Source organism: Pontibacter chinhatensis (assembly GCF_900113285.1).
GTDB classification, from domain to species: domain Bacteria; phylum Bacteroidota; class Bacteroidia; order Cytophagales; family Hymenobacteraceae; genus Pontibacter; species Pontibacter chinhatensis.
The window spans coordinates 229,102-252,000 of the sequence record NZ_FOOT01000004.1 but is presented as its reverse complement, the minus strand read 5'-3'; the positions used below and the strand labels follow the sequence as shown (position 1 = coordinate 252,000).

18 protein-coding genes are annotated in these 22,899 nt (G+C 53.5%); 9 read left to right on the top strand and 9 right to left on the bottom strand.

Annotated elements, in window-relative coordinates:
• Window position 1 precedes the first annotated feature (1 nt).
• Entirely contained in the window at window positions 2–1,081 is a 1,080-nt protein-coding gene (gene aroC, locus BM040_RS13080) for a chorismate synthase (protein ID WP_092102094.1), read from the top strand.
• A 5-nt stretch (window positions 1,082–1,086) separates the two neighbouring features.
• On the opposite strand, the gene BM040_RS13075 is transcribed toward aroC, so the two are convergent.
• Both BM040_RS13075 and BM040_RS13070 read right to left on the bottom strand, forming a co-directional pair.
• The gene (locus BM040_RS13075) at window positions 1,087–1,755 is read right to left on the bottom strand and encodes a carboxypeptidase-like regulatory domain-containing protein (protein WP_092102092.1); all 669 of its coding nucleotides are present in this window, start codon (window positions 1,753–1,755) and stop codon (window positions 1,087–1,089) included.
• Window positions 1,756–2,713: 958 nt separating this feature from the next.
• Window positions 2,714–4,105 (bottom strand): sodium:proton antiporter, encoded by a 1,392-nt coding sequence (locus BM040_RS13070; protein ID WP_092102089.1) that lies wholly within the window; start codon window positions 4,103–4,105, stop codon window positions 2,714–2,716.
• 535 nt (window positions 4,106–4,640) lie between these two features.
• Here BM040_RS13070 and BM040_RS13065 point away from each other — a divergent pair.
• Window positions 4,641–5,258 (top strand): NifU family protein, encoded by a 618-nt coding sequence (locus BM040_RS13065; protein ID WP_092102086.1) that lies wholly within the window; start codon window positions 4,641–4,643, stop codon window positions 5,256–5,258.
• Between the two features lie 927 nt (window positions 5,259–6,185).
• Here BM040_RS13065 and secDF read toward each other — a convergent pair.
• The 6 genes from secDF to BM040_RS13035 all read right to left on the bottom strand — a co-directional run bounded on the left by secDF (window position 6,186) and on the right by BM040_RS13035 (window position 12,340).
• On the bottom strand, window positions 6,186–9,182 hold the full coding sequence (gene secDF / locus BM040_RS13060) for a protein translocase subunit SecDF (RefSeq protein WP_092102083.1): 2,997 nt from the start codon (window positions 9,180–9,182) through the stop codon (window positions 6,186–6,188).
• A gap of 165 nt (window positions 9,183–9,347) precedes the next feature.
• Window positions 9,348–9,722 (bottom strand): RNA methyltransferase, encoded by a 375-nt coding sequence (locus tag BM040_RS13055; protein WP_245756213.1) that lies wholly within the window; start codon window positions 9,720–9,722, stop codon window positions 9,348–9,350.
• Window positions 9,723–9,765: 43 nt separating this feature from the next.
• Complete coding sequence (locus tag BM040_RS13050; RefSeq protein WP_092102080.1) at window positions 9,766–10,458, bottom strand: potassium channel family protein; 693 nt, start codon at window positions 10,456–10,458, stop codon at window positions 9,766–9,768.
• Window positions 10,455–11,075: a uridine kinase family protein gene (locus BM040_RS13045; protein ID WP_092102077.1), complete on the bottom strand. Its 621-nt coding sequence runs from the start codon at window positions 11,073–11,075 to the stop codon at window positions 10,455–10,457. Before BM040_RS13045 ends, BM040_RS13050 begins: the two co-directional genes overlap by 4 nt.
• Before the next feature lie 69 nt (window positions 11,076–11,144).
• Window positions 11,145–11,729 carry a non-canonical purine NTP diphosphatase gene (locus BM040_RS13040; protein WP_092102074.1) on the bottom strand — a complete coding sequence of 195 codons (585 nt, stop codon included), beginning with the start codon at window positions 11,727–11,729 and terminating at the stop codon, window positions 11,145–11,147.
• A 95-nt stretch (window positions 11,730–11,824) separates the two neighbouring features.
• Window positions 11,825–12,340, bottom strand: a complete 516-nt coding sequence (locus BM040_RS13035) for a phosphoribosyltransferase family protein (RefSeq protein WP_092102072.1) — start codon at window positions 12,338–12,340, stop codon at window positions 11,825–11,827.
• 189 nt (window positions 12,341–12,529) lie between these two features.
• Between BM040_RS13035 and BM040_RS13025 the strand changes: the two genes are divergently transcribed.
• The 4 genes from BM040_RS13025 to hemC all read left to right on the top strand — a co-directional run bounded on the left by BM040_RS13025 (window position 12,530) and on the right by hemC (window position 16,507).
• Entirely contained in the window at window positions 12,530–12,775 is a 246-nt protein-coding gene (locus BM040_RS13025; protein WP_092102066.1) for a type B 50S ribosomal protein L31, read from the top strand.
• A 222-nt stretch (window positions 12,776–12,997) separates the two neighbouring features.
• Complete coding sequence (locus BM040_RS13020) at window positions 12,998–14,200, top strand: GlmU family protein (RefSeq protein WP_092102063.1); 1,203 nt, start codon at window positions 12,998–13,000, stop codon at window positions 14,198–14,200.
• Between the two features lie 129 nt (window positions 14,201–14,329).
• Window positions 14,330–15,454 carry a DNA polymerase III subunit gene (locus BM040_RS13015; protein WP_092102059.1) on the top strand — a complete coding sequence of 375 codons (1,125 nt, stop codon included), beginning with the start codon at window positions 14,330–14,332 and terminating at the stop codon, window positions 15,452–15,454.
• 102 nt (window positions 15,455–15,556) lie between these two features.
• A complete protein-coding gene (gene hemC / locus BM040_RS13010; protein ID WP_092102056.1) occupies window positions 15,557–16,507 on the top strand; it encodes a hydroxymethylbilane synthase in 951 nt (316 codons plus the stop codon).
• A 1,110-nt stretch (window positions 16,508–17,617) separates the two neighbouring features.
• Here hemC and BM040_RS13005 read toward each other — a convergent pair.
• The gene (locus BM040_RS13005) at window positions 17,618–19,180 is read right to left on the bottom strand and encodes an alanine/glycine:cation symporter family protein (protein ID WP_092102053.1); all 1,563 of its coding nucleotides are present in this window, start codon (window positions 19,178–19,180) and stop codon (window positions 17,618–17,620) included.
• Window positions 19,181–19,465: 285 nt separating this feature from the next.
• Here BM040_RS13005 and BM040_RS13000 point away from each other — a divergent pair, with 285 nt between their 5' ends.
• From BM040_RS13000 to BM040_RS12990, 3 genes are all read left to right on the top strand, one after another.
• Window positions 19,466–20,113, top strand: coding sequence for a peptidylprolyl isomerase (locus BM040_RS13000; protein ID WP_092102050.1), 648 nt, complete (start codon window positions 19,466–19,468; stop codon window positions 20,111–20,113).
• Window positions 20,114–20,119: 6 nt separating this feature from the next.
• Window positions 20,120–21,025 carry an SDR family oxidoreductase gene (locus BM040_RS12995; protein ID WP_092102047.1) on the top strand — a complete coding sequence of 302 codons (906 nt, stop codon included), beginning with the start codon at window positions 20,120–20,122 and terminating at the stop codon, window positions 21,023–21,025.
• A gap of 221 nt (window positions 21,026–21,246) precedes the next feature.
• Window positions 21,247–22,899 carry a sodium-dependent transporter gene (locus tag BM040_RS12990; protein WP_092102044.1) on the top strand — a complete coding sequence of 551 codons (1,653 nt, stop codon included), beginning with the start codon at window positions 21,247–21,249 and terminating at the stop codon, window positions 22,897–22,899.

Here is a 22,899-nt window from a genome sequence, read left to right as displayed (position 1 = left end):
TATGAGCAACTCTTACGGAAAGCTTTTCAAGATAACCACCTTCGGCGAATCGCATGGCGCGGCTGTTGGTGTGATTGTGGACGGGTGCCCGGCTGGTCTGGAGATCAGTGTGGACGAAATTCAGCACGCCCTGGACCGCCGCCGCCCCGGCCAGTCCGACATCACCACGCCCCGCAAGGAGGAGGACCGGGTAACCATCCTTTCAGGTATCTTTGAAGGCAAAACCACGGGCACGCCCATCGCCCTGGTGGTCAACAACAAAGACCAGCACAGCCACGACTACAGCCACATCGAGCATGCCTTCCGCCCTTCGCACGCCGATTATACTTACACAGCCAAGTATGGCGCCCGCGATTACCGTGGCGGTGGCCGCAGCTCAGCCCGCGAAACAGTGGCGCGCGTGGCCGCAGGTGCCCTGGCGGCTAAACTGCTGCAGCACTACGGCATTTCGGTGCAGAGCTACGTGTCGCAGGTGGGAAGTATAAAGTTGCGCAAGCCGTACCAGGAGCTGGACCTGAGCCAGATTGACTCCAACAAAGTGCGTTGCCCCGACGGCGCCACCGCTGCCCGCATGATTGGCCTGATAGAGGAGGCCCGTGATACCCTGGACACCATTGGTGGCGTAGTGAGCTGCGTGATACAAGGGGTGCCAGCAGGTTTGGGCGAGCCTGTGTTCGATAAGCTGCACGCCGAGCTGGGCAAGGCCATGCTAAGTATAAATGCCGTGAAGGGATTTGAGTATGGCAGTGGCTTTGAGGGCGTGAAAATGCGCGGCTCCGAGCACAACGACGAGTTCTATACCGACGAGCAGGGCAACGTGCGTACCCGCACCAACAACTCCGGCGGCATACAGGGCGGCATCAGCAACGGGCAGGACATCTACTTTAACGTGGCCTTTAAGCCGGTTGCCACCATCCTGCAGCCCCAGACCACCATCAACGATGCCGGCGAGGAAATTACCCTGAAAGGCAAGGGCCGCCATGACCCTTGCGTGTTGCCGCGTGCCGTGCCTATCGTGGACGCCATGGCCGCCCTGGTTATTGCCGATTTCCTGCTGCGCCAGCGGGCGAACAAAGTATAAACCGGCTATTCTGCCACGTCTTTCTGGGAGGCCTTCCTGCGGCTTTTAGCACCACGGGAGGCCTTCTTCTTTTTATAGTTGCTGCCAATTCCTATGCCGAGCACTTTCACATCGCTGGGAACCATGTAGCGCCGCTGCTGTTGCTGCCCCGCCTGTTGCAGGCCATACTTCGCATTTGTCTCCGCGTCCATTGCAGTCATTTTGGTCAGGTCTTTCTGCTCCAGCGGGCCCAGGTCCACTTCCGGTTTCGGCTCTTCAGGAAGCTTTACTTTGGAAATAGCCTCGCGTAGCTCCCGCTCCGTAGCCCAGGGCATCACATTTACCGTGGGCAGGGCGGTAGTGCTCTCGAGCAGGTAAATTAAGGTGGAGTAGCTGGTGCCGGAGAAAGTATGCGGAATAAGGAAGTACTGCCTCTGGTAGCCCAGCGCCGCTATTACCACGCTATCGCCAGGCAGCACCGGCAGCGAAAAGAAGCCCTTGGAATTCGTGTTAGTACCTCTGTTGGTTTGCGGCACAAACACAGCCACACCCGCCATGCCCGTAGTTCCCTCCTCATCCAACACCATCCCCGATAACTGCACCACCTGCTGCTGCGCTATGGCTTGCTCCGGACAAAGTATAAGCAGCAAAAGAGCGACAAGGTAAGCTGTAAAGTGAGATGATTTGTTTTTCATAGCAGCGCATGGAAGGGTTGAGTTAGCGGCAAAGTATAAAAAAGTTTTATACTATATAGGAAAACGATTATGCTGATGGATTATTTCATTTTCCTGAGTACTTGGTGCTTACTCTATACTTTAAGTTATTGTTCCTCCTGCGAGCTAAGCTCACGAGCTTTTAGCTCGCATTCTCGTTTTAATTTGAAGACGCTCGTGGTGTCTGCAGGTCCCCAAGTGTCTGGTTGCGGCGCCGGGTCCAACCACCCCTTCCCCTCCTTAGCCTTGTCGAGGGCCCCTACCCCCAGGAGGGGAGCCTGTAGCTGCGTTGGCTGAAGTATAAATCTCGTAGCCTCGGTTCTCGCGCGGACAGGTCGCGACCTGTCCCTACAAAGTATAAACCCACCCCTAGCCCCTCCGAGGAGGGGAATTTATACTTACCCTTTTCTCTGTCATCTCGAGCAGCGCGAGAGATCTACCGGGAATTCTCTTCAGATCTCTCACAGCTAAGCTGGCTCTCTTCGGCTCCCGCCTCAAGAGTGGTCGAGATGACAGTGATGGCAGAGGCTATCGAATATTACCCAGTTTTTCTGGGAGGCGCCTTGTGAGATCCAGTGCCCGTCTAGGGCAGCCGGAGCGCAGCGAAGGCAGGAGGGAACACAGCGCCGAGCGGGAAAACGAGGCCTCCCGGCCTGGGAGGTAGCCAAGCTAGCTATGGAAAGGTGGGTTTGTGGGAACTAGAGGAACAGTGGTGTTTTGGAAGGATAGCTTGTGTCCAGTTACAGGAAGCAGTGACTCATGGAAGTATAAGCTGGCAAGTATAAAGTATGGCTCTGCGATCCATTCGGGTTTCAAATTCGCGGTAGCGGGAATTGAAGGCACAAGCGGGTGCTTGCGTCAGGAAAGAGGAACCCTTTGAAAACGAAAACCGCCGCCCTTGCAATGCAGAGGCGGCGGTTTTTATACTTTTATCGACTGCTTAAAACAGCCTCAAGTGCACTACCAGGAACCATACCAGCGCCAGGATAGGCAGCAGGAACGGGATAGAGTAACGCACCACGTAGCCAAAGAAGGATGGCATCTTGATACCAGCGCTCTCGGCAATGGCCTTCACCATAAAGTTAGGACCGTTGCCAATGTAGGTAAAGGCTCCAAACAGCACCGATGCCAGCGAAATCGCTTCTAAACTGATAAGCGTATCTAAACCAGCAGCAGAAGTGCCTTCTGCAAAAGCTTTTACATCCGCTACGTTCGCCTGAGACAAGTCATACTTGGCCATAGCCAGCGACAGGAAGTTAGCGTAGGTTGGTGCGTTGTCCAGGAAACCGGACAGTGAACCTGTTGTCCAGTACAGGAAGCTTGGTGTGATATACTGTGCATACTGAGGTGATGAAGCAATCTGGGCAGACAGCTGCAGGGCCGGCATCATGGTAAAGAAGATACCGAAGAACAGGAACACCACTTCCAGAATAGGGTGGAAGTTGAACTGGTTTCCGGCCAGCGCCGACTTATTCGAGTTACGGTAAGCCAGGAATGCGGCAGAAAGCTGAATGAACTCGCGCAGGAAAGAGATTTTGGCCCCGTCATAGTAGATATGCGGCAGGCCCTCCACCACGTTTGGGTCCAGGGCTACGGCGCCCACTATAATGGCCAGCCAAAACAGGTTGCGTTTGCCGGCAAAGTGGAACTCCATCTTCTCGTCGTTTTTGGCAACTACCTCTGGCTTCGGTGTAAACCCGGTTTCCTTGTTACGGCTGTCTACAAAATAGAACAGCAGGCAAAGTAGTGCAATAGAGAGCAGCCACGGAGTGAACAGGTGCTGCAGTGTCCAGAAGAACGGAACGCCCTTGATAAAACCGATGAACAACGGCGGGTCTCCGAGCGGGGTAAGCAAACCACCCGCATTACTCACGATGAAGATGAAGAAGATAATCTGGTACGCCTTGATACGGTGGTTGTTAAGCCTGACGAAAGGGCGAATCAGCAGCAATGAGGCACCGGTTGTACCGATAATGTTCGCCAATACAGCACCAATGGCCACTAGCGCCACGTTCATGGCCGGTGTGGCACGGGCATTGACATTGAGGTAGATGCCCCCTGCAGCGATATAGAGCGAGCTGAGAAGGGACGCAAACGTAAAATACTCTGCCGCTGTATGGATCGGCATGTGCACATCCCCCAGAGCAAAAAGGTAATAAGCCAACACAGTTAGGCCTAGAACAACAGCGACGGTTTTATAATTGTGCTCCCAGAAATGTCCAAAGAAAATCGGGCCAGCGGCGATCATACCTATCAAAAGCAGAAAGGGTATGATCAGGAAAAGAGGTAAAGCTTCGTGGGCCTGAGCCAGAAGTATAAAGTTGTTCAACATGGTGTAAGTCGGTTCTGTTTAGATTGTTTGCTTGCGATGCAAAGATACATTATCTGAGTAAAATAGCTGGAGTAATCCATGGTCTGAAATGAATTAAACGTACTTTCATGGAGCAGTATCAGAGACTCTCAGAACCAAGGTATATATGTGCTATGGCACCTAAGAGCAGGTTTTGTGCCTAAAAGCAGTCTTATGTTGATAATTGTACTTTTCAGTTGGAGTGGCCTTGCGGTAAAGTAGGTGCAGTGGTGCTTGTGCTTGCTACATGTTCAGCAGGAGTAATTCTATTTCTTATACTTTGAAAAGTATGCGGTTTGCTCCAGGTTAGCCCTGGCGCAAAGGCAAGCGAGGCCTTCAGTAGTGGCTAACAGCATGCCGGAACATCTGCGTCAGGAACAGGTTATACTTTGCAGAAGGCATCCTTATGGCCGCTGTGGCGGTGGGGGTGGCAAGCCTGTGCACTTGTCACAAATTATGCCTAATTTTGGAAACTTAATGGTATATCTACAGGTTTTAGTTCTAAACAGCGACAATTATGATAGAAAATAAAGAGAAAATGGTTTCTGTGTACGCAGAGGCTAACCCCAACCCGGAGTCAATGAAGTTTGTGATGAACGTGCAGCTGTTGCCTGACGGCCAGAGCGTAGACTACCCTAACGTGGAGAGCGCACTGGAGTCGCCGCTGGCACAGGAGCTGTTTAACTTCGACTACGTTTCACGTGTGTTTATTGCGAGCAACTTCGTTACGGTAACTAAAAGCGCCGAACTGGAGTGGGTAAAAATCATCCCGGAGCTGCGCACGTTCCTGAAGTCTTATGTAGAGGCAGGTGGTCCTGTCTTTAACGAAGGCTTCTCTGCTGCCAAGGCCCAGGCGGCCGGCACTGCCGTACATGGCGAGGCATCAGCCGAGGACGCAGAAATCTCTAAAAAGGTGATCGACCTGCTGGAGAACTATGTGCGCCCTGCTGTGGAGCAGGATGGAGGTAACATCACTTTCAAGTCTTACCACGAGGGTGTGGTGACGGTGCACCTGCAGGGCTCCTGCAGCGGCTGTCCATCTGCCACGGTAACACTGAAGGCCGGTATCGAAAACCTGCTGAAGCGCATGGTACCGGAGGTAAAAGAAGTAGTGGCTGACGGTGTAGTGCTCTAAGCTTCTGAAAATATAAAGTATAAAAAAGGAGCCAGCCTCTCATGGGGCTGGCTCCTTTTTTATATCTGTCTGGCGCCGGCATCCGTTTGAGTCTTTAACTGCTGGCGCGAGTATAAAACTTGTGCCTACTATGGTGTTGGGTTTGCAACCCAACTGGCTTGTAAAACCATACTTTATACTTGGGCTATACTTTTATACTTGCCGGTTTATACTTTCTTAGCCGCCGCTTCCCGTAGCGGGACACAAGCTATTCTTACTAGCGACCGTTAATCCTATAGACTTACATAAGCTATTGTTGCATAGTATACTTTGGAGCTCTCAAGCCCGAGAGGGCTCGCCTTCGGGCATCGCGCTGCTTTCGCTTCCTGCCCTCGTGCCTCGGGCTGCCTCGCTCACGCTCGGCACCGGAATCTATCGAGGCGCTCAACCCAAAGGCTGGGAACAGGTTCGATAGCCCCTGCTCCTGCTGTCATCTCGACCATCGGGAGAGATCTGGAGAGAATTCTGGATAGCTCTCTCACAGCTACGTTGGCTCTTTTCGGCTCTTGCCTCAAGAGTGCTCGAGATGACAGAGAGTGTAGTAAGTATAATTCCCCTCCTTAGACAAGGAGGGGCAAGGGGTGGTTGGGCCCGGTACTGCAAAGAGCGGACAAGGATGTCCGCAGCAGAAGGAATTCCGGACGAGGAAGTCCGGAACAGCAGAATAGTATAGCCAACGCTAAACCCACGCGGGACCTGCTAACACCGCGAGGTCTTCAGGTGAAAGCCAATTACGTTAGATAGAAGGCTGCGACCGTAGCATTGAAAAGTAAGGGACGATACTATTAAATCTGTCTGCTCATTCCTCCAAGGAGAACCATAAATCTATATAAAACAGGAAAGCCCGGAGCAAATGCCCCGGGCTTTCCTGTTTTATATACTGTGCTCTTAGCGAACTTTCTGAGCTACCTGCTGTGAAGCTACAGGCTGTGCTGTATTCTCGTCTCTGATTGTATCCACTACAATCGGCGAAGCGATGAACAGCGACGAATACGTACCGGCCAGTACACCGATAAGCATTGCCAGCGAGAAGCCACGGAGTACCTCTCCACCGAACAGGAACAGAATCACTACCACCAGGAACAGGGTCAGGGAGGTGATGATGGTACGGCTGAACGTGCTAATCAGGGCAGGGTTTACAATATCTCTGATGCTGGCACGCGGGTTGTCGCTCATGTACTCACGTATACGGTCGAAGATTACCACGGTGTCGTTAATGGAGAAACCTATAATTGTCAGTACCGCTGCAATAAACACCTGGTCCATTTCATAAGAGATACCAAACAGGTGCAGGATGGCGAACACAGACAGGATCATCAGCGCGTCGTGCAGGAGGGCTATCACACCACCCAGCGAGAACTGCCACTTACGGAATCGCAGCATCACGTAGATAAAGATGCCGGCCAGCGCAAGTAAAACTGCAATCAACGCGGTGTTCTGAATATCGTCGGCCATAGAGGCGCCAACTTTAGACGAGCTCAGAATCTGCGGGTTAAGCTCGGAGTACTGCTGCAGGCCTTGCTCCAGCGCAGTTCTTACCTGCTGGTCTGCCTCCGTGCTTTCATCATCTGCGTGCCAGCTCGTAATCACTTTCACGCGGTTAGAGGCGCCAAAGGTTTTCACCTCCGTACCTGCCTGCTGGAAATCATCCAACAACGATGCGCGTACGTCTGAGGCTGGTACAGCCTGGTCAAACTCCACTATATAAGAGCGGCCACCTGTAAAGTCGATGCCAAGGTTTGGTCCTTTGATAGCCATGGCGATGAAGCCGAATGCAATCACTGTCAGTGAGAAGGCGTAAGCAGGCTTCTTGATCTTCATCACATCAAACTTCACATTGCGGAACATTTTATCCGCCAGGGAAGAGGAGAAGGAAAGCTTACCAGCCTTTTTGAAGGTTCGCTCGATGAGCAATCTGGAGATGAATACCGAAGTAAAGAAGGAGGTAACGATACCGATCATCAGCGTAATAGCGAAGCCTTTCACTGGGCCTGAACCGAAGAAGTACAGGATGAAGCCTACAATGAAGGTTGTTACGTTCGCGTCGAAGATAGAGCTGAAGGCTTTGTCATAACCCGCGTCGATAATCTCGCGCATGCTTCTGCCCTTGGCTGCCTCCTCGCGCATACGTTCAAAGATCAGAACGTTCGCGTCCACGGCCATACCCAGTGTAAGCACAATACCGGCAATACCGGGTAGTGTAAGCGCTGCACCAAACTGGGCCAGCACACCAAGTATAAAGAAGATGTTGAAAAGCAGGGCAAGGTCAGCAATAAAGCCGCCGCGTGCATAGTAAGCAATCATAAAGATTACCACGATTAGCAGACCGGCAACTGTAGAGATAAGGCCCTGGTTGATGGCTTCCTGGCCCAGAGACGGACCTACGATAGCTTCTTCCACGATACGGGTAGGAGCTGGCATCTTACCGGCCTTCAGGATGTTGGCAAGGTCTTGCGCCTCATCGATGGTAAAGTTACCAGAGATAGAGGAGTTGCCACCTGTAATCTCGCCCTGTACCACAGGGGCAGAGTATACATAGTTATCCAGTACGATGGCCACCTGGCGGCCAACGTTGTCACCTGTCAGGCGAGCCCATTTTCTGGCGCCTGTAGGGTTCATCGTCATCGAGATTTCAGGGCGGCCGTGCTGGTCAAAGTCCTGGCGTGCGTCGTTGATCACGTCGCCGCTCAAAGGAGCCTTTCCGTCACGTCCTCTCTTAATGGCGTACATCTCCACAAACTCCTGGCCGCCATCACCGGCGATTGGTTTCACACCCCACAGGAACTTCATGTTGTTTGGCAGCATGCCACGTACATCCGGTCTGCTGAATAGCTCGTTGATAGTGGCCGTGTCGCGCACGTTGGCTCCGATACCGCCTGGCATTAACGTAAACAGTGAGGTAAGAACACCTCCCTGCTGGTCAAGGGTAGCTGTGTCAGCGGAGGCCAGAGCGGCAGCTGAATCAGTTTGTGCATTGGCAGCAACAGCTGCAGAGTCGGTGCCGGCAGCAGCTTGTGCCAGTACGTCGTCGGTTGAGTCCTGTGCAACAGGAGCCTGTGGTGTAGCTTTAGCGGCACCGCGCAGGTTCAGGTTAAGTTTGCCAAGGCGCTGCTGCTCATCCAGGTGCTGGCCTACTTGCATCAGGTATGGGTTAAACTCCTGTGGTGTCCATACTTCCCAGAACTCCAGGTTAGCCATGCCCTGCAACAGGTTGCGCACGCGGTCTGGGTTGTCTACACCCGGAAGCTCAATTTGAATACGGCCAGTGCCTTTCAGGCGCTGAATGTTTGGCTGTGTTACACCGAAGCGGTCGATACGGGTACGCAGGATGTTGAAAGAACGCTCAATCGCGGCGTCCACCTCTGTCTGGATTACGTCAACCACCTCTTCGTTTGAAGACTCGTAGCTGATTTTGCCACGGTTGGCAGTGTTAGAGAAGATGCGGCTCAGGCGGCCGTTTGGCTCAATTTCGCGGTAGGCCTGGGCAAACAGCGTCGTGAATTTCTCCTGGCTGTTACGCTGCAGCTCCTGGGCACGGTCCAGCGCCTTCAGGAAGTTAGGGTCTTTGCTGTTGCCAGACATAGACTTGATGATCTCTACAGGCGATACCTCCAGTACCACGTGCATACCACCTCTCAGGTCAAGGCCAAGGCCAAGCTCCTTCTCTTTTACCTCCTGGTAAGTCATGCCCATAAACACGGGCTCTTTCCACATGGAGTCGAGGTAGGTTTGTTTCTTTGCGAGGTCTACGTTGCCCTGCGCGTCGGTGGCGTATGCTTCAGCATCGCTTTGTACGCTGCCGGCAACAAAGGAGAATGACAGAAAGTAAAGGCAGAGCGCCGATACGATCACCGTCAGACCGATAATTAACGATTTGTTCCGCATTGTTTAAGTAAAAGTATGAATTGATTGAATTTGGGTACAAAGTATACTTCTCTCCTAAATCCTACTAGATAACTGTAATACAGGTAGGTGCGTTCCGTTATGTGCCGGATATAGCAGCACATGAGCCGGGAAAGGCAGAGAAAAGGGAATAGGAGAGGGGGCAGCCTACGGGGCGTTGGGCTGTATGCTAACAGGGAAAAAACGGGTCACAAAGCCGGCGCCGGGCGGCACGGCCGTGTAGGAAGCCGGCAGCAGCTCGTTGGCGGCCTGCGCAAACTCAGGCTGCTGTGGCAGTGGGGCCACGTCCTGCTGCAGGTTAAGGGCCACAAAAGAGGTCGTGCCCTCCAGCGATACTTTCTGCTTTACGTAGGATTTTTCAGCGCCATGGGCAGCTGTTACGCCAGTGCTGGTATGCTTTGCAGTGCCATTGGCCGGTCTGTAGGCTACCACCTCCTGGCCGTTGAGCATAAGTGCCCACAGCAGAGTTGCAGACATCAGCAGATGCTGCAGGTAGCTGGATATTTTTCTGGCTTTTGGCATGTATAACCGCAAATATGAAATCTTTTCTGTTAAAAAAGAAATTTTAGCGGTTCACTTCTATAAATCGTTTCACATCCTGCTTTTTGCCGATAAGCAGCAGAATGTCTGACGGGTAGATGATGGTGTCGGCCTTGGGCACCCCGATAATGTGCTCCACCTGGGTGGGTTTGCCGTCCTGTATCTCCTCAAAAAAGCGCTTTATGGTAATTAAGTTGAGGTTATACTTCTCGCGGAGGGATATTTTGGCTACGCTGCGGTTGGCAATGTTACGCGGCGCGTTTATCTCCACGATCTCGTAGTTGTCGGGCAGGGGCAGGAAGGTGCGGATGTTTGGCTGCAGCAGCCGCTCGGCCACCGTTTTGCCTACCTCGCCCTCCGGCGAGAGAATCTCCTGCACGCCCATTTTCTCCAGAATGCGGCGCTGCTGCTTGTTGGCGGCACGCGTAATAACACGTTTCACCTTGAGCTCCTGCAGGTTGGCCGTGGCAATCAGCAGGGCCTCAAAGTCCTCGCCGATGGCTACCACCACCGCGTCCATGTCCTGTATGTTCTGGGCCTCCAGTGCACGAATATCAGTGGCGTCCAGGGCAACGGCGTAGGCTACCTGGTCCTTGATGGACTCCACATGGTCCTCGTCATTGTCGATGGCGATTACCTCGGCGCCGCGCTCGGCCAGCGTAATGGCAATCGAGTGGCCAAACCTGCCCAGCCCTATAACCGCGAATTTGCTCCTCATGCTTTTATCTTGGCATTTAAGTATGTCGTGATCACCTCCAGCCCGCGCTCAAAGTTGGCGTTGTTGGGGATGATGATGTCTGCGTCGTTCTTATACGGCTTAATATACTTTTCATAGGTGGGCGCCACGTGGTGGGTGTAGCGGTACAGCACATCGTCCAGGTCATAGCCGCGCTCCACCTTGTCGCGCACGATGCGGCGCTGCAGCTTGATATACTCCTTGGCGTCGATGTATACTTTCAGGTCCAGCAGTTTGGCGATCTCCTCGAAGTAGAAAACGAAGATGCCCTCTACCACCACAATTGGGGCGGGCCTGAACTCCAGCTGGCGCGGCACCACGTTCGGGTTATTGAAAGTATACTCCTGGCGGTACACGGTTTCGCCCTGGCTCACTTTCAGGATGTCGTGCGCGTAGGCCTCGTCGTCGATGCAGGAGGGCAGGTCGAAGTTGATGACCCCGTTGATATCTGCCGTCTGGTGCTCGCGCGGCTTGTAGTAATTATCCTGCGAGATCAGGCAAATGTTCTCAGGGGCAAACGAGGCGAGCAGTTTGTTCAAAAAAGTCGTTTTTCCTGAAGCACTGCCTCCTGTAATCCCGACGATGAATGGCTTTTGCATGGGAAGCTTTAGTTTCAGGCCACAAAATTAAGACTTTAGCGAGTATTTGGCTACTCCCAGAGGGTATTTTTATACTTCCAGGCTCTTGAGGAAGCGCACGAGTTCCTGGGTGGCGCGGCCACGGTGGCTAATGGCATTTTTCTCCTCGGCGCTCATCTGGGCAAAGGTGCGGTCGTGGCCCTCCGGAATGAAAACCGGGTCGTAACCAAAGCCTTTGTCGCCCTTCCACTCAGTAGCTATACTTCCTGTTACGATGCCTTCAAACTGGTGCTGCTGGCCATCCAGGATGAGGGTGATGCTGGTGCGGAAGCGGGCGCGGCGGTTCTCCTGCCCCTGTAGGCTTTGCAGCAGCTTGTTTATGTTATCGGCATCGGAGCGCTGCGGGCCGGCATAGCGCGCCGAGTAGACACCTGGTGCCCCATTCAGCGCCTCCACCTCCAGGCCGGTGTCGTCGGCAAAGCAGCTCACGTGGTAGTTGTCCCATACATAGGCCGCCTTCTGGTGCGAGTTGCCCTCCAGCGTGTCCTGATCCTCTGCCAGCTCCTCGTGACAGCCAATGTCCTGCAGGGTCAGCAGCTCATACTTGCCTTCCAGCATCTGGCTTACCTCGGCTAGCTTGTGGCGGTTGTTGGTGGCAAAGCAGAGTTTTTTCATGGACTATGATTTATAGTATTCAGGGATTGGTAGGATACATCAATAATGGCAAAAATGTCATTCCCCTCCTGTTCTTAGCAGGGGGTAGGGGAGGTTTACAGCAAATACGCGGCTACCTCATCAGGCTGCAGCACTACCTGTACGCGCTCGCGCAGGGTGGTGGCCAGCGAGTAGCCTGTGTATGTGGCAGCAATCGGGTAGAGCGGGTGGTGGCGGTCTATCAGGGTGGCTACTTCCACCTTCTTGGGGCTGTGCGAGAGAAAAATATCCAGCGTATAGGCCAGTGTCTTGCCGGTATTTAGCACATCATCCACCAGTACCACTGTCTTGCCTTCCAGGGGCAAGTTTTCTGGGCTTAGCTGTACCGGCTCCTCCAGCGGGTAATCTTTGTTGAGGGATACTTTTACCAGCTGCGGCTGAATAGGTGAAATTTGGCGCAGCTGCTCGGCTAGGCGCTCGGCCAAGGTATAGCCGTTAGGGTAAATGCCGGCCAGCACCAACTCCTGCTCCTCAAAGTTGCGCTCGTAAATCTCGTAGGCAATGCGCTTTACCTTTTGCTCTATCTGTGTGCGGTCCAGTATCAGGCTCTGCTGCTTTTGTTGTGCTGTCATGGGATGTTGGTTCTGGCTTTTGATGGCGCGGCAACCCTACCGCCGGGGCAAATTTATAAAGATAATTGCATTGGTCGCTGCTTTTGCCTTGCTGCATAAAATAATTTGGCCTATAGCGTTTTACTTTCAGATTATCTTGTTAAATTTGCAGTCCGATTCAGAAATTAAGGTTAAATAACGTTTACGATAATGAAAAAAGGCATTCACCCAGAGTACAGACAGGTGGTTTTCCAGGATATGACAAGTGATTTCAAATTCCTCACACGTTCTACAATGACGTCTGACGAGACAATCACTTGGGAGGATGGTAAAGAGTATCCTGTAATCAAAGTAGAGGTTTCTTCTGCTTCTCACCCGTTTTACACTGGTAAGAACATCTTCGTGGACACCGCTGGTCGTGTGGAGAAATTCAACACGCGCTACAAGAAAAAATAAGCGGCCTACTCCGGTTAAAACGTTTCAACAGAAAAGTCTTCCTGATGCTTATCGGGGAGACTTTTTTGCTTTTGGCCGTTCCCTAAATTTTATTTGGGCGAGGCTCTGCTGTTGTACGTACACGCGTGGCGTTAAACGTATTCTTGCTAGTTAATCCTGAAATACTACCGCGGAGGATGGCGAATGTGCCGTATTTTGGGAGAAAACTTATACTTTTGCAGTATGAATATCATCCTTTTCGATGGCCCGATTATCCGGCAGGACCTGCTGCCGCTGACTTTTACCAGACCTGTGGCCGGAGTGCGCGTGGGTATACTTACCATCGCAGAGAAATGGGCAAAACGCCTGGGCAGTCCCGTCGCTTTCCTGACGCAGCCTTACCTGCAGCCAAAGTATAAAAAGACCGGCACCGGTAGCCAGAACCTGTACATCAACGGCGCCGCGCTGCCGGATGCGGAGCTGGTGCAGGCCGTGCGGGAACTGAAGCCGGGTGAGGCATTGTACCAGCAGGAGCTGCTCCTTGCCTTCAACAGTGATGCGCCTGCTTTCGATACGCCGGACGAGCTAGCCGCTCATACTCCCGCCAGCCGGAAGATGCACGACAGCTGCACCGTTATCCGCCAGGTGTGGGATATTTTCCTGCAGAACGGCAACCAGATCCGCAGCGATTTTGCAGTGGTGACCGAAGGCCGCCAAAGTCAGCCCGTCGGCGACAAGTACACCATGGTCTATAACGAGGAGAACATCTTTATAGAAGAAGGCGTGAAGATACGCGCCGCCATCCTGAATGCCGAGAACGGGCCGATTTACCTGGGCAAGAACGCGCAGGTGCACGAGGGTGCCATTATCAAGGGGCCTTTCTCGCTGGGCGAGGAGAGCAACGTGAACGTGGGCGGCAAAATGCGCGGCGACGTGAGCATCGGGCCTTTCTGCAAGGTGGGCGGCGAGGTGGCGGCCTCCGTTATATTTGGCTATACCAACAAGGGCCACGAGGGCTACCTGGGCAACTCGGTGCTGGGCGAGTGGATCAACATCGGTGCCGATACCAATACCTCCAACCTGAAGAACAACTACGCCGAGGTGAAAGTATGGAACTACCGGGCGGGCGCCCTGAAGGGCTCCGGGCAGCAGTTCTGCGGCCTCATCATGGGCGACCACAGCAAGTGCGGCATCAACACCATGTTTAACACGGGCACGGTGGTGGGCGTGAGCGCCAACATCTTTGGGGCTGGTTTCCCGCCGCACTTTATCCCCTCGTTTAGCTGGGGCGGCGCCGATGGGTTTGTAACCTTTAAATTACCCAAAGCCACCGAGTTGGCCGAAAAAATCATGTGCCGCCGGAACCTGCATTTCAGCGAAACAGACCAAGCCATCTTTCAACACATTTTTGAGCAGGGCGAGCAGTACCGCGATTGGGAAGAGTAAAGTATAACATTCCTTGCCACACATAAGATTAAAGGACAAAAGACAAAGGAGTTGCCTGGCAATGCTGTCTTTTGTCCTTTGTCTTTTATCTTTGTACTAAGTCTCAACTCATAACGCTTAACTCCAAACGTGCGGTTTTCACAGATCATAGGGCATCAGGAAACGAAACAGCTCCTGCTTAAATCGGTGCAGCAGAACCATGTGGCTCATGCGCAGCTGTTCCTGGGGCAGGAGGGAAGCGCCAACCTGGCGCTGGCGCTGGCCTACGCCACCTACATCAACTGCGAAGCTAAGCAAGCGGATGATTCATGTGGAACATGCGGCAGCTGCGTGAAGATGAACAAACTGGTGCACCCGGACTTTAACTTCGTGATGCCGGTAACGGCCACCAAGTCTGTGAGCAAGGATGCGCTGAGCAGCAGGTTCATGAACGAGTGGCGCGAGTTTATACTTGCCAGTCCCTACCAGGGCCTGAACGAGTGGATGCAGCACATCGGGGCGGAAAACAAGCAAGGAATTATCTCCAAAGACGAAAGTCGCCAACTCGTAAAGCTGGTATCGCTGAAGGCTTTTGAGGGCAACTACAAGATTGTGGTCATCTGGCTGCCCGAGCTGATGCACCCCTCGGCGGCCAACGCCCTGCTGAAGCTGCTGGAGGAGCCGCCGGCCCAGACATTGTTTCTGCTGGTGGCGCAGGCAGCCGAGAAACTGCTGGCCACCATCACCTCGCGCACCCAGATCCTGCAGGTGCGCCATTTCACAGAGCAGGAGGTGGTGCAGCACCTGCAGCAAACCTATAACCTCGATGATGCCCGCGCCGGCCAGATAGCGCAGCTGGCGGAGGGCAACCTGAACGCAGCCGCCAAGCTCACCAGTGAGATCAGCAGCGACTATTTTACCTTCTTTACCGAGTGGATGCGCCACTGCTACAGCCGCAAGGTGAACGAGCTGGTGGAGATGAGCGATAAGTTCCAGGCCATGGGCCGCGAGAACCAGAAGAACTTCCTCCTCTATGCCCTCAACCTGCTGCGCAAGGTCATGCTGTATGGCGTGGACGCCTCGCTGATAGCCTTCCTGCCGCCCACCGAGCTGGACTTTGTACAGAAGTTCTCCAAGGTGATAACGGGCAACAACGGCGGGGAGCTTTCCGAGGAGCTCAACCAGGCGCATTACCACATCGAGCGGAACGCCAACCCGAAGATGGTGTTCGTGGATAGCTCACTGCAAATTGCCGGTTACCTGCATAAAGGTTAACTTCGCATGAAAGTATAGACAGAGGCTTCCCTGCAGGGGAAGTATAAACAGGGGCAAGGCGCGAAGTATAACGTATAAGCGCAGCCTCACAGAAAGTATAACATGGCAGAGAATCTAACAGACAGAACCATACGCATCGGCACACGGGGAAGTGTCCTGGCCCTTTGGCAGGCTAACTCCGCCGCCGAAAAATTACAGGCCGTTGGCTTTAAAACCGAGATTGTGGTCTTCAGCACCAAGGGCGACCAGATCCTGGATAAGTCGCTGGACAAGCTGGGCTCCAAGGGCGTTTTTACCGAAGAGCTGGAAATAGCGCTGCGCAACGGCGAAGTGGAGATTGCCGTGCACAGCGCCAAGGACGTGCAGTCCACCATCCCCGACGACCTGGAGCTGCTGGCTTTTATGGAGCGCGAGAAAGTGAATGATGTGCTGCTCTCCCTGAACCCGGATTTCAAGCTGGAGCGCGATAGTAAAGCCGTGATTGGTACCTCCTCCACACGCCGCAAGGCCCTGCTGAAGCAGTACTACCCGAACGTGACCACGGTGGAGTCGAGAGGGAACCTGCAGACGCGCCTGCGCAAGCTGGAGGAGCAGGGGATGGACGCCCTGATGCTGGCCTACGCCGGTGTGCACCGCGTAGGGTTTGACGACCTGGTGGTGTATACCTTTCCGGAGCTCACGTTTGTGCCCGCAGCCGGACAAGGAAGCGTGAACATAGAGTGCGCCAGAAACCTGGAGCCTGAGCTGAAGAAAGTGCTGAAAGAAGCCCTGGACCACCCGGACACCCACATCTGCCTGCTGGCTGAGCGCGCTTTCCTGCGTACCATGGAGGGTGGCTGCAGCATTCCTTCGTTTACCCTGGCAAGGCTTGCAGAGAATGGTATGACTATAACCGGTGGTATCGTGAGCCTGGATGGACAAACGCTGCTGCAGGAAACGCTGGAAGGGCCCACGGCAGACGCGGAGAAAATGGGTGAGCAACTTGCCAACATCATCCTGGGCCAGGGCGGGGATAAGATCCTGAAAAGTATAAGAGCCGAGAGAGAGGAGTAATTAACCCGGCACGTTGCTGAGAAAGTATACTTCTTTAATCTGATAGTAAAAAGCCGGTTTGGCTGCAGCGCGCAGTTAGACCGGCTTTTATACTTTAAAGAGACTATTGTCGCTGGCGCGGGTTTGCAACCCGTGCCTTCCTACGTTCTCGGATTTGCAATCCGAGTGGGCACAGAGCCATACTTGCTTTGGCTATACTTTAAACTCAGACTATTCCGCTGTTTCGAACATCCTTGTCCGGAACTTAAGCTGCTGCGGGCTTCCAAGTCCTCATAAATTATACTTCCCGGTTTATACTTCCATAGCCGCCGCTTCCTTCCTCTTGACACAAGCTATCCTTTCTAGCTACCGTTCATCCTCTAGTTCCCATAAGCGTCTCGTTTCATCTCTGGCTTTGGAGCTCTCAAGCCCGAGAGGCCTCGCCTTCGGGCATCGCGCTGCTTTCGCTTCCTTTGCTCCTGACGTCGCAATGCCTCGCTCACACTCGTCACCGGAACCTCTCGAGGCGCTTAACCCAAAGGCTGGGAACAAGTTCGATAGCTACGGCCATTACTGTCATCTCGACCATAGGGAGAGATCTAAATAAGATTCCCGATAGATCTCTCGCGCAGCTCGAGATGACAAAGAGTGCGGTAAGCATAAATTCCCCTTTAGGGAGGGGCAAGGGGTGGGTTTATACTTTGTAGGGACAGGTCGCGACCTGTCTGCGAGATGCCAGTAACTATAAAACTTATACTTCAGCACCAGTAACTACAGGCTCCCCGCCTTAGACAAGGAGGGGTTGGGGGTGGTTGGACCCGGTACTGCAGAACTCCCTACCCCATGTTCTTAGGACCTGCGCTTAGGAGACCAGTATAGCAGCGGCATTTTTACACTTTGGGATTCCGGCTTGGAGCACCAATGAGGCCTATTCTTAGCTCGCGAGCGTACGTATAGCTGGCATTTTATACTTTCGCCAGTTGAAAACTGGTCCCATAAAAGCTCCAAGTTGCAAACTTGAAGCAGCAATTGACTTATGTCCTAATAGTTGGTTCCTAGGGAAGGTGCAGATCCAGCACTGCAGGTACTCCCTTTCCTACTTTTAGCCGATGACCAGTACAGCTCGGGCTGTTAAGCATTAGTAGCCTCAGCCTCTGTTTTTACAGCCTCTTTGGTAAGTGGCTTATTGTTATCAGACCGGGCGTAGGCCAGGAAATCCTGCATTTCGCGCTTTACGGTAGGGGCCATCATGTAAAGTCCCACCATGTTCGGGATGCTCATGGCAAACAGCATGGCATCCGAAAAGGCCACTACGCTGCCCAGCTGCATGGGCGCACCCAGCACCACAAAGGCGCAGAAAATTACTTTAAAGCTGATGTTGGTGGTTTTAGTGTTGCCGAAAAGGTATGTCCAGGACTTGAGGCCGTAGTAAGACCAGGTAATCATGGTGGAGAAGGCGAAAAGTATAACCGCGGCGGCCAGCACAATTGGGAACCAGTCTATGACGGTAGCAAAGGCCGTGGAGGTGAGCGCAATGCCGTCACCAGCCGCATCCAGCTGGTATGCTCCTGTTACCACAATCACCAGCGCTGTCATGGTGCAAACGATGACGGTGTCTATGAACGGCTCCAGCGAGGCCACAAACCCTTCGGTTACAGGTACATTAGTCTTAACGGCTGAGTGCGCGATGGAGGCCGAGCCGATACCCGCCTCGTTGGAGAACATGCCGCGGCGTAATCCCTGAATCATGACGCCTACCAAGCCACCGCCTACTGCTGAGGTAGAGAAGGCCCCCTCAAAGATAGCGGTAAAGGCGCCAGGAATGAGTTTAAAGTTAGAAATAAGCACAACGGTGGCGGCTATGATGTAAATGGCGCACATCAGGGGCACCACTTTTTCGGTTACGCGGGCAATGCTCTTCATGCCGCCAAGTATAACCAAGCCCACCAGCACCGCCATAATCAACCCAAAAATCCAGGCATTGCCTTGTCCGAACCAGGAGCCGGCCTCGCCGCCCGTTACGGCCACAAACTGCTGCGTCGCCTGGTTTATCTGGAACATGTTGCCAGCCCCGATAGCCCCGCCAATACACATGATGGCAAAAAAAGCGGCCAGGAACTTACCCAGCCCGGCCATGCCACGCTCCTTCATACCCTTGTTCAGGTAGTGCATCGGCCCTCCGGACACGGTGCCGTCGGCGTGGTTGTCTCTATACTTTACCCCCAGCGTGCAGGAAACGAATTTAGTAGACATGCCCAGTAAACCCGCCATAATCATCCAGAACGTGGCGCCGGGGCCGCCCAGGGAAATGGCAATGGCCACGCCGGCAATGTTACCCAGGCCTACCGTGCCCGACACAGCGGCTGTCAGCGCCTGGAAGTGCGAAACCTCGCCGGGAGCGTCGGCCTGGTTATACTTGCCCCGCACAATATCCAATGCATACCGGAAGCCCCTGATGTTGATGAAGCCAAGGTACACGGTAAAGAACAGGGCTCCGGCCAGCAGCCACACCAGTATCAGCGGGATGCCATAGCCTGCCACCGGCAGCTCATAGAAAATAATATCAGAGATAAACTGTGCCGCCGGGCCAATGGCAGCGTCTATTTTTTCGTCTACAGTTATGGTGTTGGTCTGGGCAAAAAGGTTGCTACAGGCCCCCAGACTAAGCGCTGCAGCGAGTGGGAATTTCTTCATTAAGGTGAGTTAGTTGATTAGTTGCTTCCCTTAAATTTAATTTTTTCTGCTGCCAATGTAAAGTTTCAGGCTAAATTGCCTCTGTCAGTTCAGTAAAAAATTAAGATAATTCAATATAGAAGTGCTGTTTTAGCCGTTGAACATACTGTGCTATACTTGCCATGTGCCGCTAGGGCTACAGAAACCGGCACAAAGTATAAACAAGTGCTAAAAAGATTTAAATTTGAGATTCTGCTGGTCAGGATACCGGCCTGCAAACCATAAAGTGTATAACCAAACAGAAGTATGAGGATGCTCAAAAACGTAGCGGCCGCACTGCTTTTGGCCCTTGCCCTGCCACTGGCGGTGCTGGCCCAAAAGCCCAAAGGCAACGACCAACTGGTAACCATCTCCACGCCGCAGGGAGAAATTAAACTGCTGCTCTTCGACGATACGCCGCAACACAAGGCCAACTTCCTGAAGCTGGCGAAAGAAGGCTTTTACGACGGCACTACCTTCCATAGGGTCATAGATGGCTTTATGATACAGGGCGGCGACCCGAACACCAAAGACGACGACCCGCGCAATGACGGATCCGGCAATCCCGGCTATACCGTGCCTGCCGAGATTGTGCCGGCCCATAAGCATGTGCGTGGTGCCGTGGCCGCTGCCCGGCAGGGAGACCACGTAAACCCTACCCGCGCCAGCAGCGGCTCGCAGTTTTACATCGTGGAGAACCATAACGGCACCCCCATGCTGGACGATGTGTACACCGTGTTCGGGCAGGTGGTGGATGGCCTGGATATAGTCGACAAGATTGCCGAGCAGCCCACGGACGGCCGCGATCGCCCGCTTTCCGATATCAGGATGAAAGTGACCGTGGAGAACATGAAGAAGAAAAAGATTGCCAAAAAGTATAACTACAACTACAACACCCAGACACTGGAGAAATAACACCCCATGAAGCGCATACTTATAACAGGCTCTAACGGGCTGCTGGGCCAGAAACTGGCCGAACTACTGCTGCCAAAGCAGGATGTCGAGCTGCTAGCCACCAGCCGAGGCGAAAACAAACTGGCTGAACTGTACCCCACGCTGCCGTTCCGGAGTATGGACGTGACCAACCCGGAGCAGGTAGAGCAGGTGGTAAGCGAGTTTCGCCCCACCCATATCATCCATACCGCCGCCATGACCAATGTGGACCAGTGCGAGAACGACCGCGAGGGTGCCCTGCTGCTGAACCGCGATGCCGTGCAGTACTTGGTAAATGCCTGCGAAAAGTATAACGTGCACCTCATCCACGTAAGCACCGACTTTATCTTTGATGGGGAGAATGGCCCGTACGACGAAACAGCCGAAGGCAAACCGGTGAACTTCTACGGGGAGACCAAGCTGATGGCCGAGGAGATCGTGAAGCAGGCTAATTGCAAGTGGGCTATACTTCGCACCGTGCTGGTGTATGGCGTCGTGAACGACCAGGGCCGCACCAACATTGTGCTTTGGGTGCGCGACAGCCTGCAGGCGGGCAAGGTGATAAAGGTGGTAACCGACCAGTTCCGAACGCCAACGCTGGCTGAGGATCTGGCCATGGGCTGCTGGCTGGCCGCCGAGAAAGACGCCGAGGGCATCTTCCACATCTCCGGCTCCGAGATGCTCACCCCTTACGACATGGCCCTGCAGGTAGCCGATTACTTCAGCCTGGATAAATCCCTGATAGAGAAGGCTGACGGCAGTACTTTCTCGCAGCCTGCCAAGCGCCCTGCCCGAACCGGCTTTATCATCCGCAAAGCCGAAACCGAGCTGGGCTATCGTCCGCATACTTTCGCGGAGGGCATTCGCATGGTAGCTGAGCAGGCCGCTAACTAACACCACAGTACTCTTGGTAGATGGCTGCCAGTCTGCCCATGGCCTACAGGCTGGCAGCCATCACTTTAAATATATATGATTCTCTATGCACTATCAGAAGCTTTATATATATTGTGCCTTTAAATTCAATTAACATAGCCGATACGATAACCTTACAACACCTTACTTTTAATACTATCACCTTAGCAAACTAAACTAACTAAACACTTCTACCTTACTTTATGAGTGCTAACAAAGAATCCTGGGGCTCACGCGTCGGTCTGATCCTGGCGATGGCCGGTAATGCCGTAGGTCTCGGTAATTTCCTGCGCTTCCCGGTGCAGGCGGTGCAGAACGGCGGTGGCGCCTTCATTATCCCTTACCTGGTCTGTTTTTTGGTGATGGGCATTCCGCTGCTCTGGATTGAGTGGTCGATGGGCCGCTTCGGGGGCCGCTTCGGAAACCATTCCACTCCTTACATTGTGGATACCATGGGCAAACACCGCCTTTGGAAATACATTGGCGTGTTCGGTATCTGGACTAACATTGCGGTGGCCGCTTACTACTGCTACCTCGAGTCCTGGACGCTCTCTTACGTGTTCCACTCCATCCTTGGAACATTCAACGGCCTTGACCAGGAAGGCGTAGCTTCTTTCTTCGATACTTACGTTAGCATCGGAGACTCTACTTTGGGCATACCCTATGAGGCCGTGGTTTTCTACATCCTCTGCCTGCTGCTCAACACCTGGATTCTGTCCAAAGGCCTGTCAGGAGGTGTGGAGCGTGTGGCTAAAATCGGCATGCCCTTGCTGATTGTATTCGGTATGTTCCTGGCCTACAAAGGCTTTACCATCAAGGCCGGAGAGGCGGGCGCCTCGTTCGATAGCGCTGTAGGCCTCAACTTCCTGTGGACGCCGGACTACACCCAGTTGTGGTCGCCTACGGTTTGGCTGGCAGCTGCCGGGCAAATCTTCTTCACCCTTTCAGTGGGGATGGGCACCATCCATTGCTATGCCTCCTACGTGCGATCCAAAGATGATATTGCGTTGAACGCTATGTCGGCTGGCTGGATGAACGAGTTCGTGGAGGTGGTGCTGGGTGCTTCTATCCTTATCCCGATCTCCATCGGTTACCTGGGCATCGACCGCGTGCAGGAGCTGGTGCAGCAGGGCGGCCTGGGGCTGGCCTTCAAAACACTGCCGTTCCTGTTTACGCAGTGGGGCGAGGTGCTGGGCGCCATTGCCGGTGTGATGTGGTTTGGCCTGCTGTTCTTTGCAGGTATCACCTCCTCACTGGCCATGGGTACGCCCTGGATCGGCTTCCTGCAGGATGAATTTAACTGGAAGCGCAAGCCGGCTGCCTGGTCTTTCGGCCTGATCGTTTTGATACTGGGGATGCCAACAGTGCTATTCTTCCACTACGGCGTGTTCGACGAGTACGATTACTGGGCCGGCACGGTGTCGCTGGTGGTGTTTGCCCTCGTCGAGACCATCCTGTTTGCCTGGGTATTCGGTATGGACAGAGGCTGGCGCGAGATTAACTCCGGGGCCGATATCAAGGTGCCGGATATCTACAAGTTTATTATTAAGTTCGTGACGCCGGTGCTGCTGCTATGGGTGTTCATTGGCTCGCTGGTAACACCAAAAGGTGGCGACTGGGGCAAGGCACTTTCCGGTGACTGGGTGCTGGACGACAGCTCCATCATCAACAAGATTAAGAACTCCAGCCTGAAGCGCCAACTGGCAGAGGCCACCGACCCGGCCATAATAGAGCAGCTGCAGGAAACGCTGTTCTTCGTCAACGCCTCGCGTATACTGTTGATATCCGTGTTCCTGGGCATAGCGGCTTTGGTTTACATGGCGTATAAAAAAAGAGTTAGAGAAGGAAGAATTTAG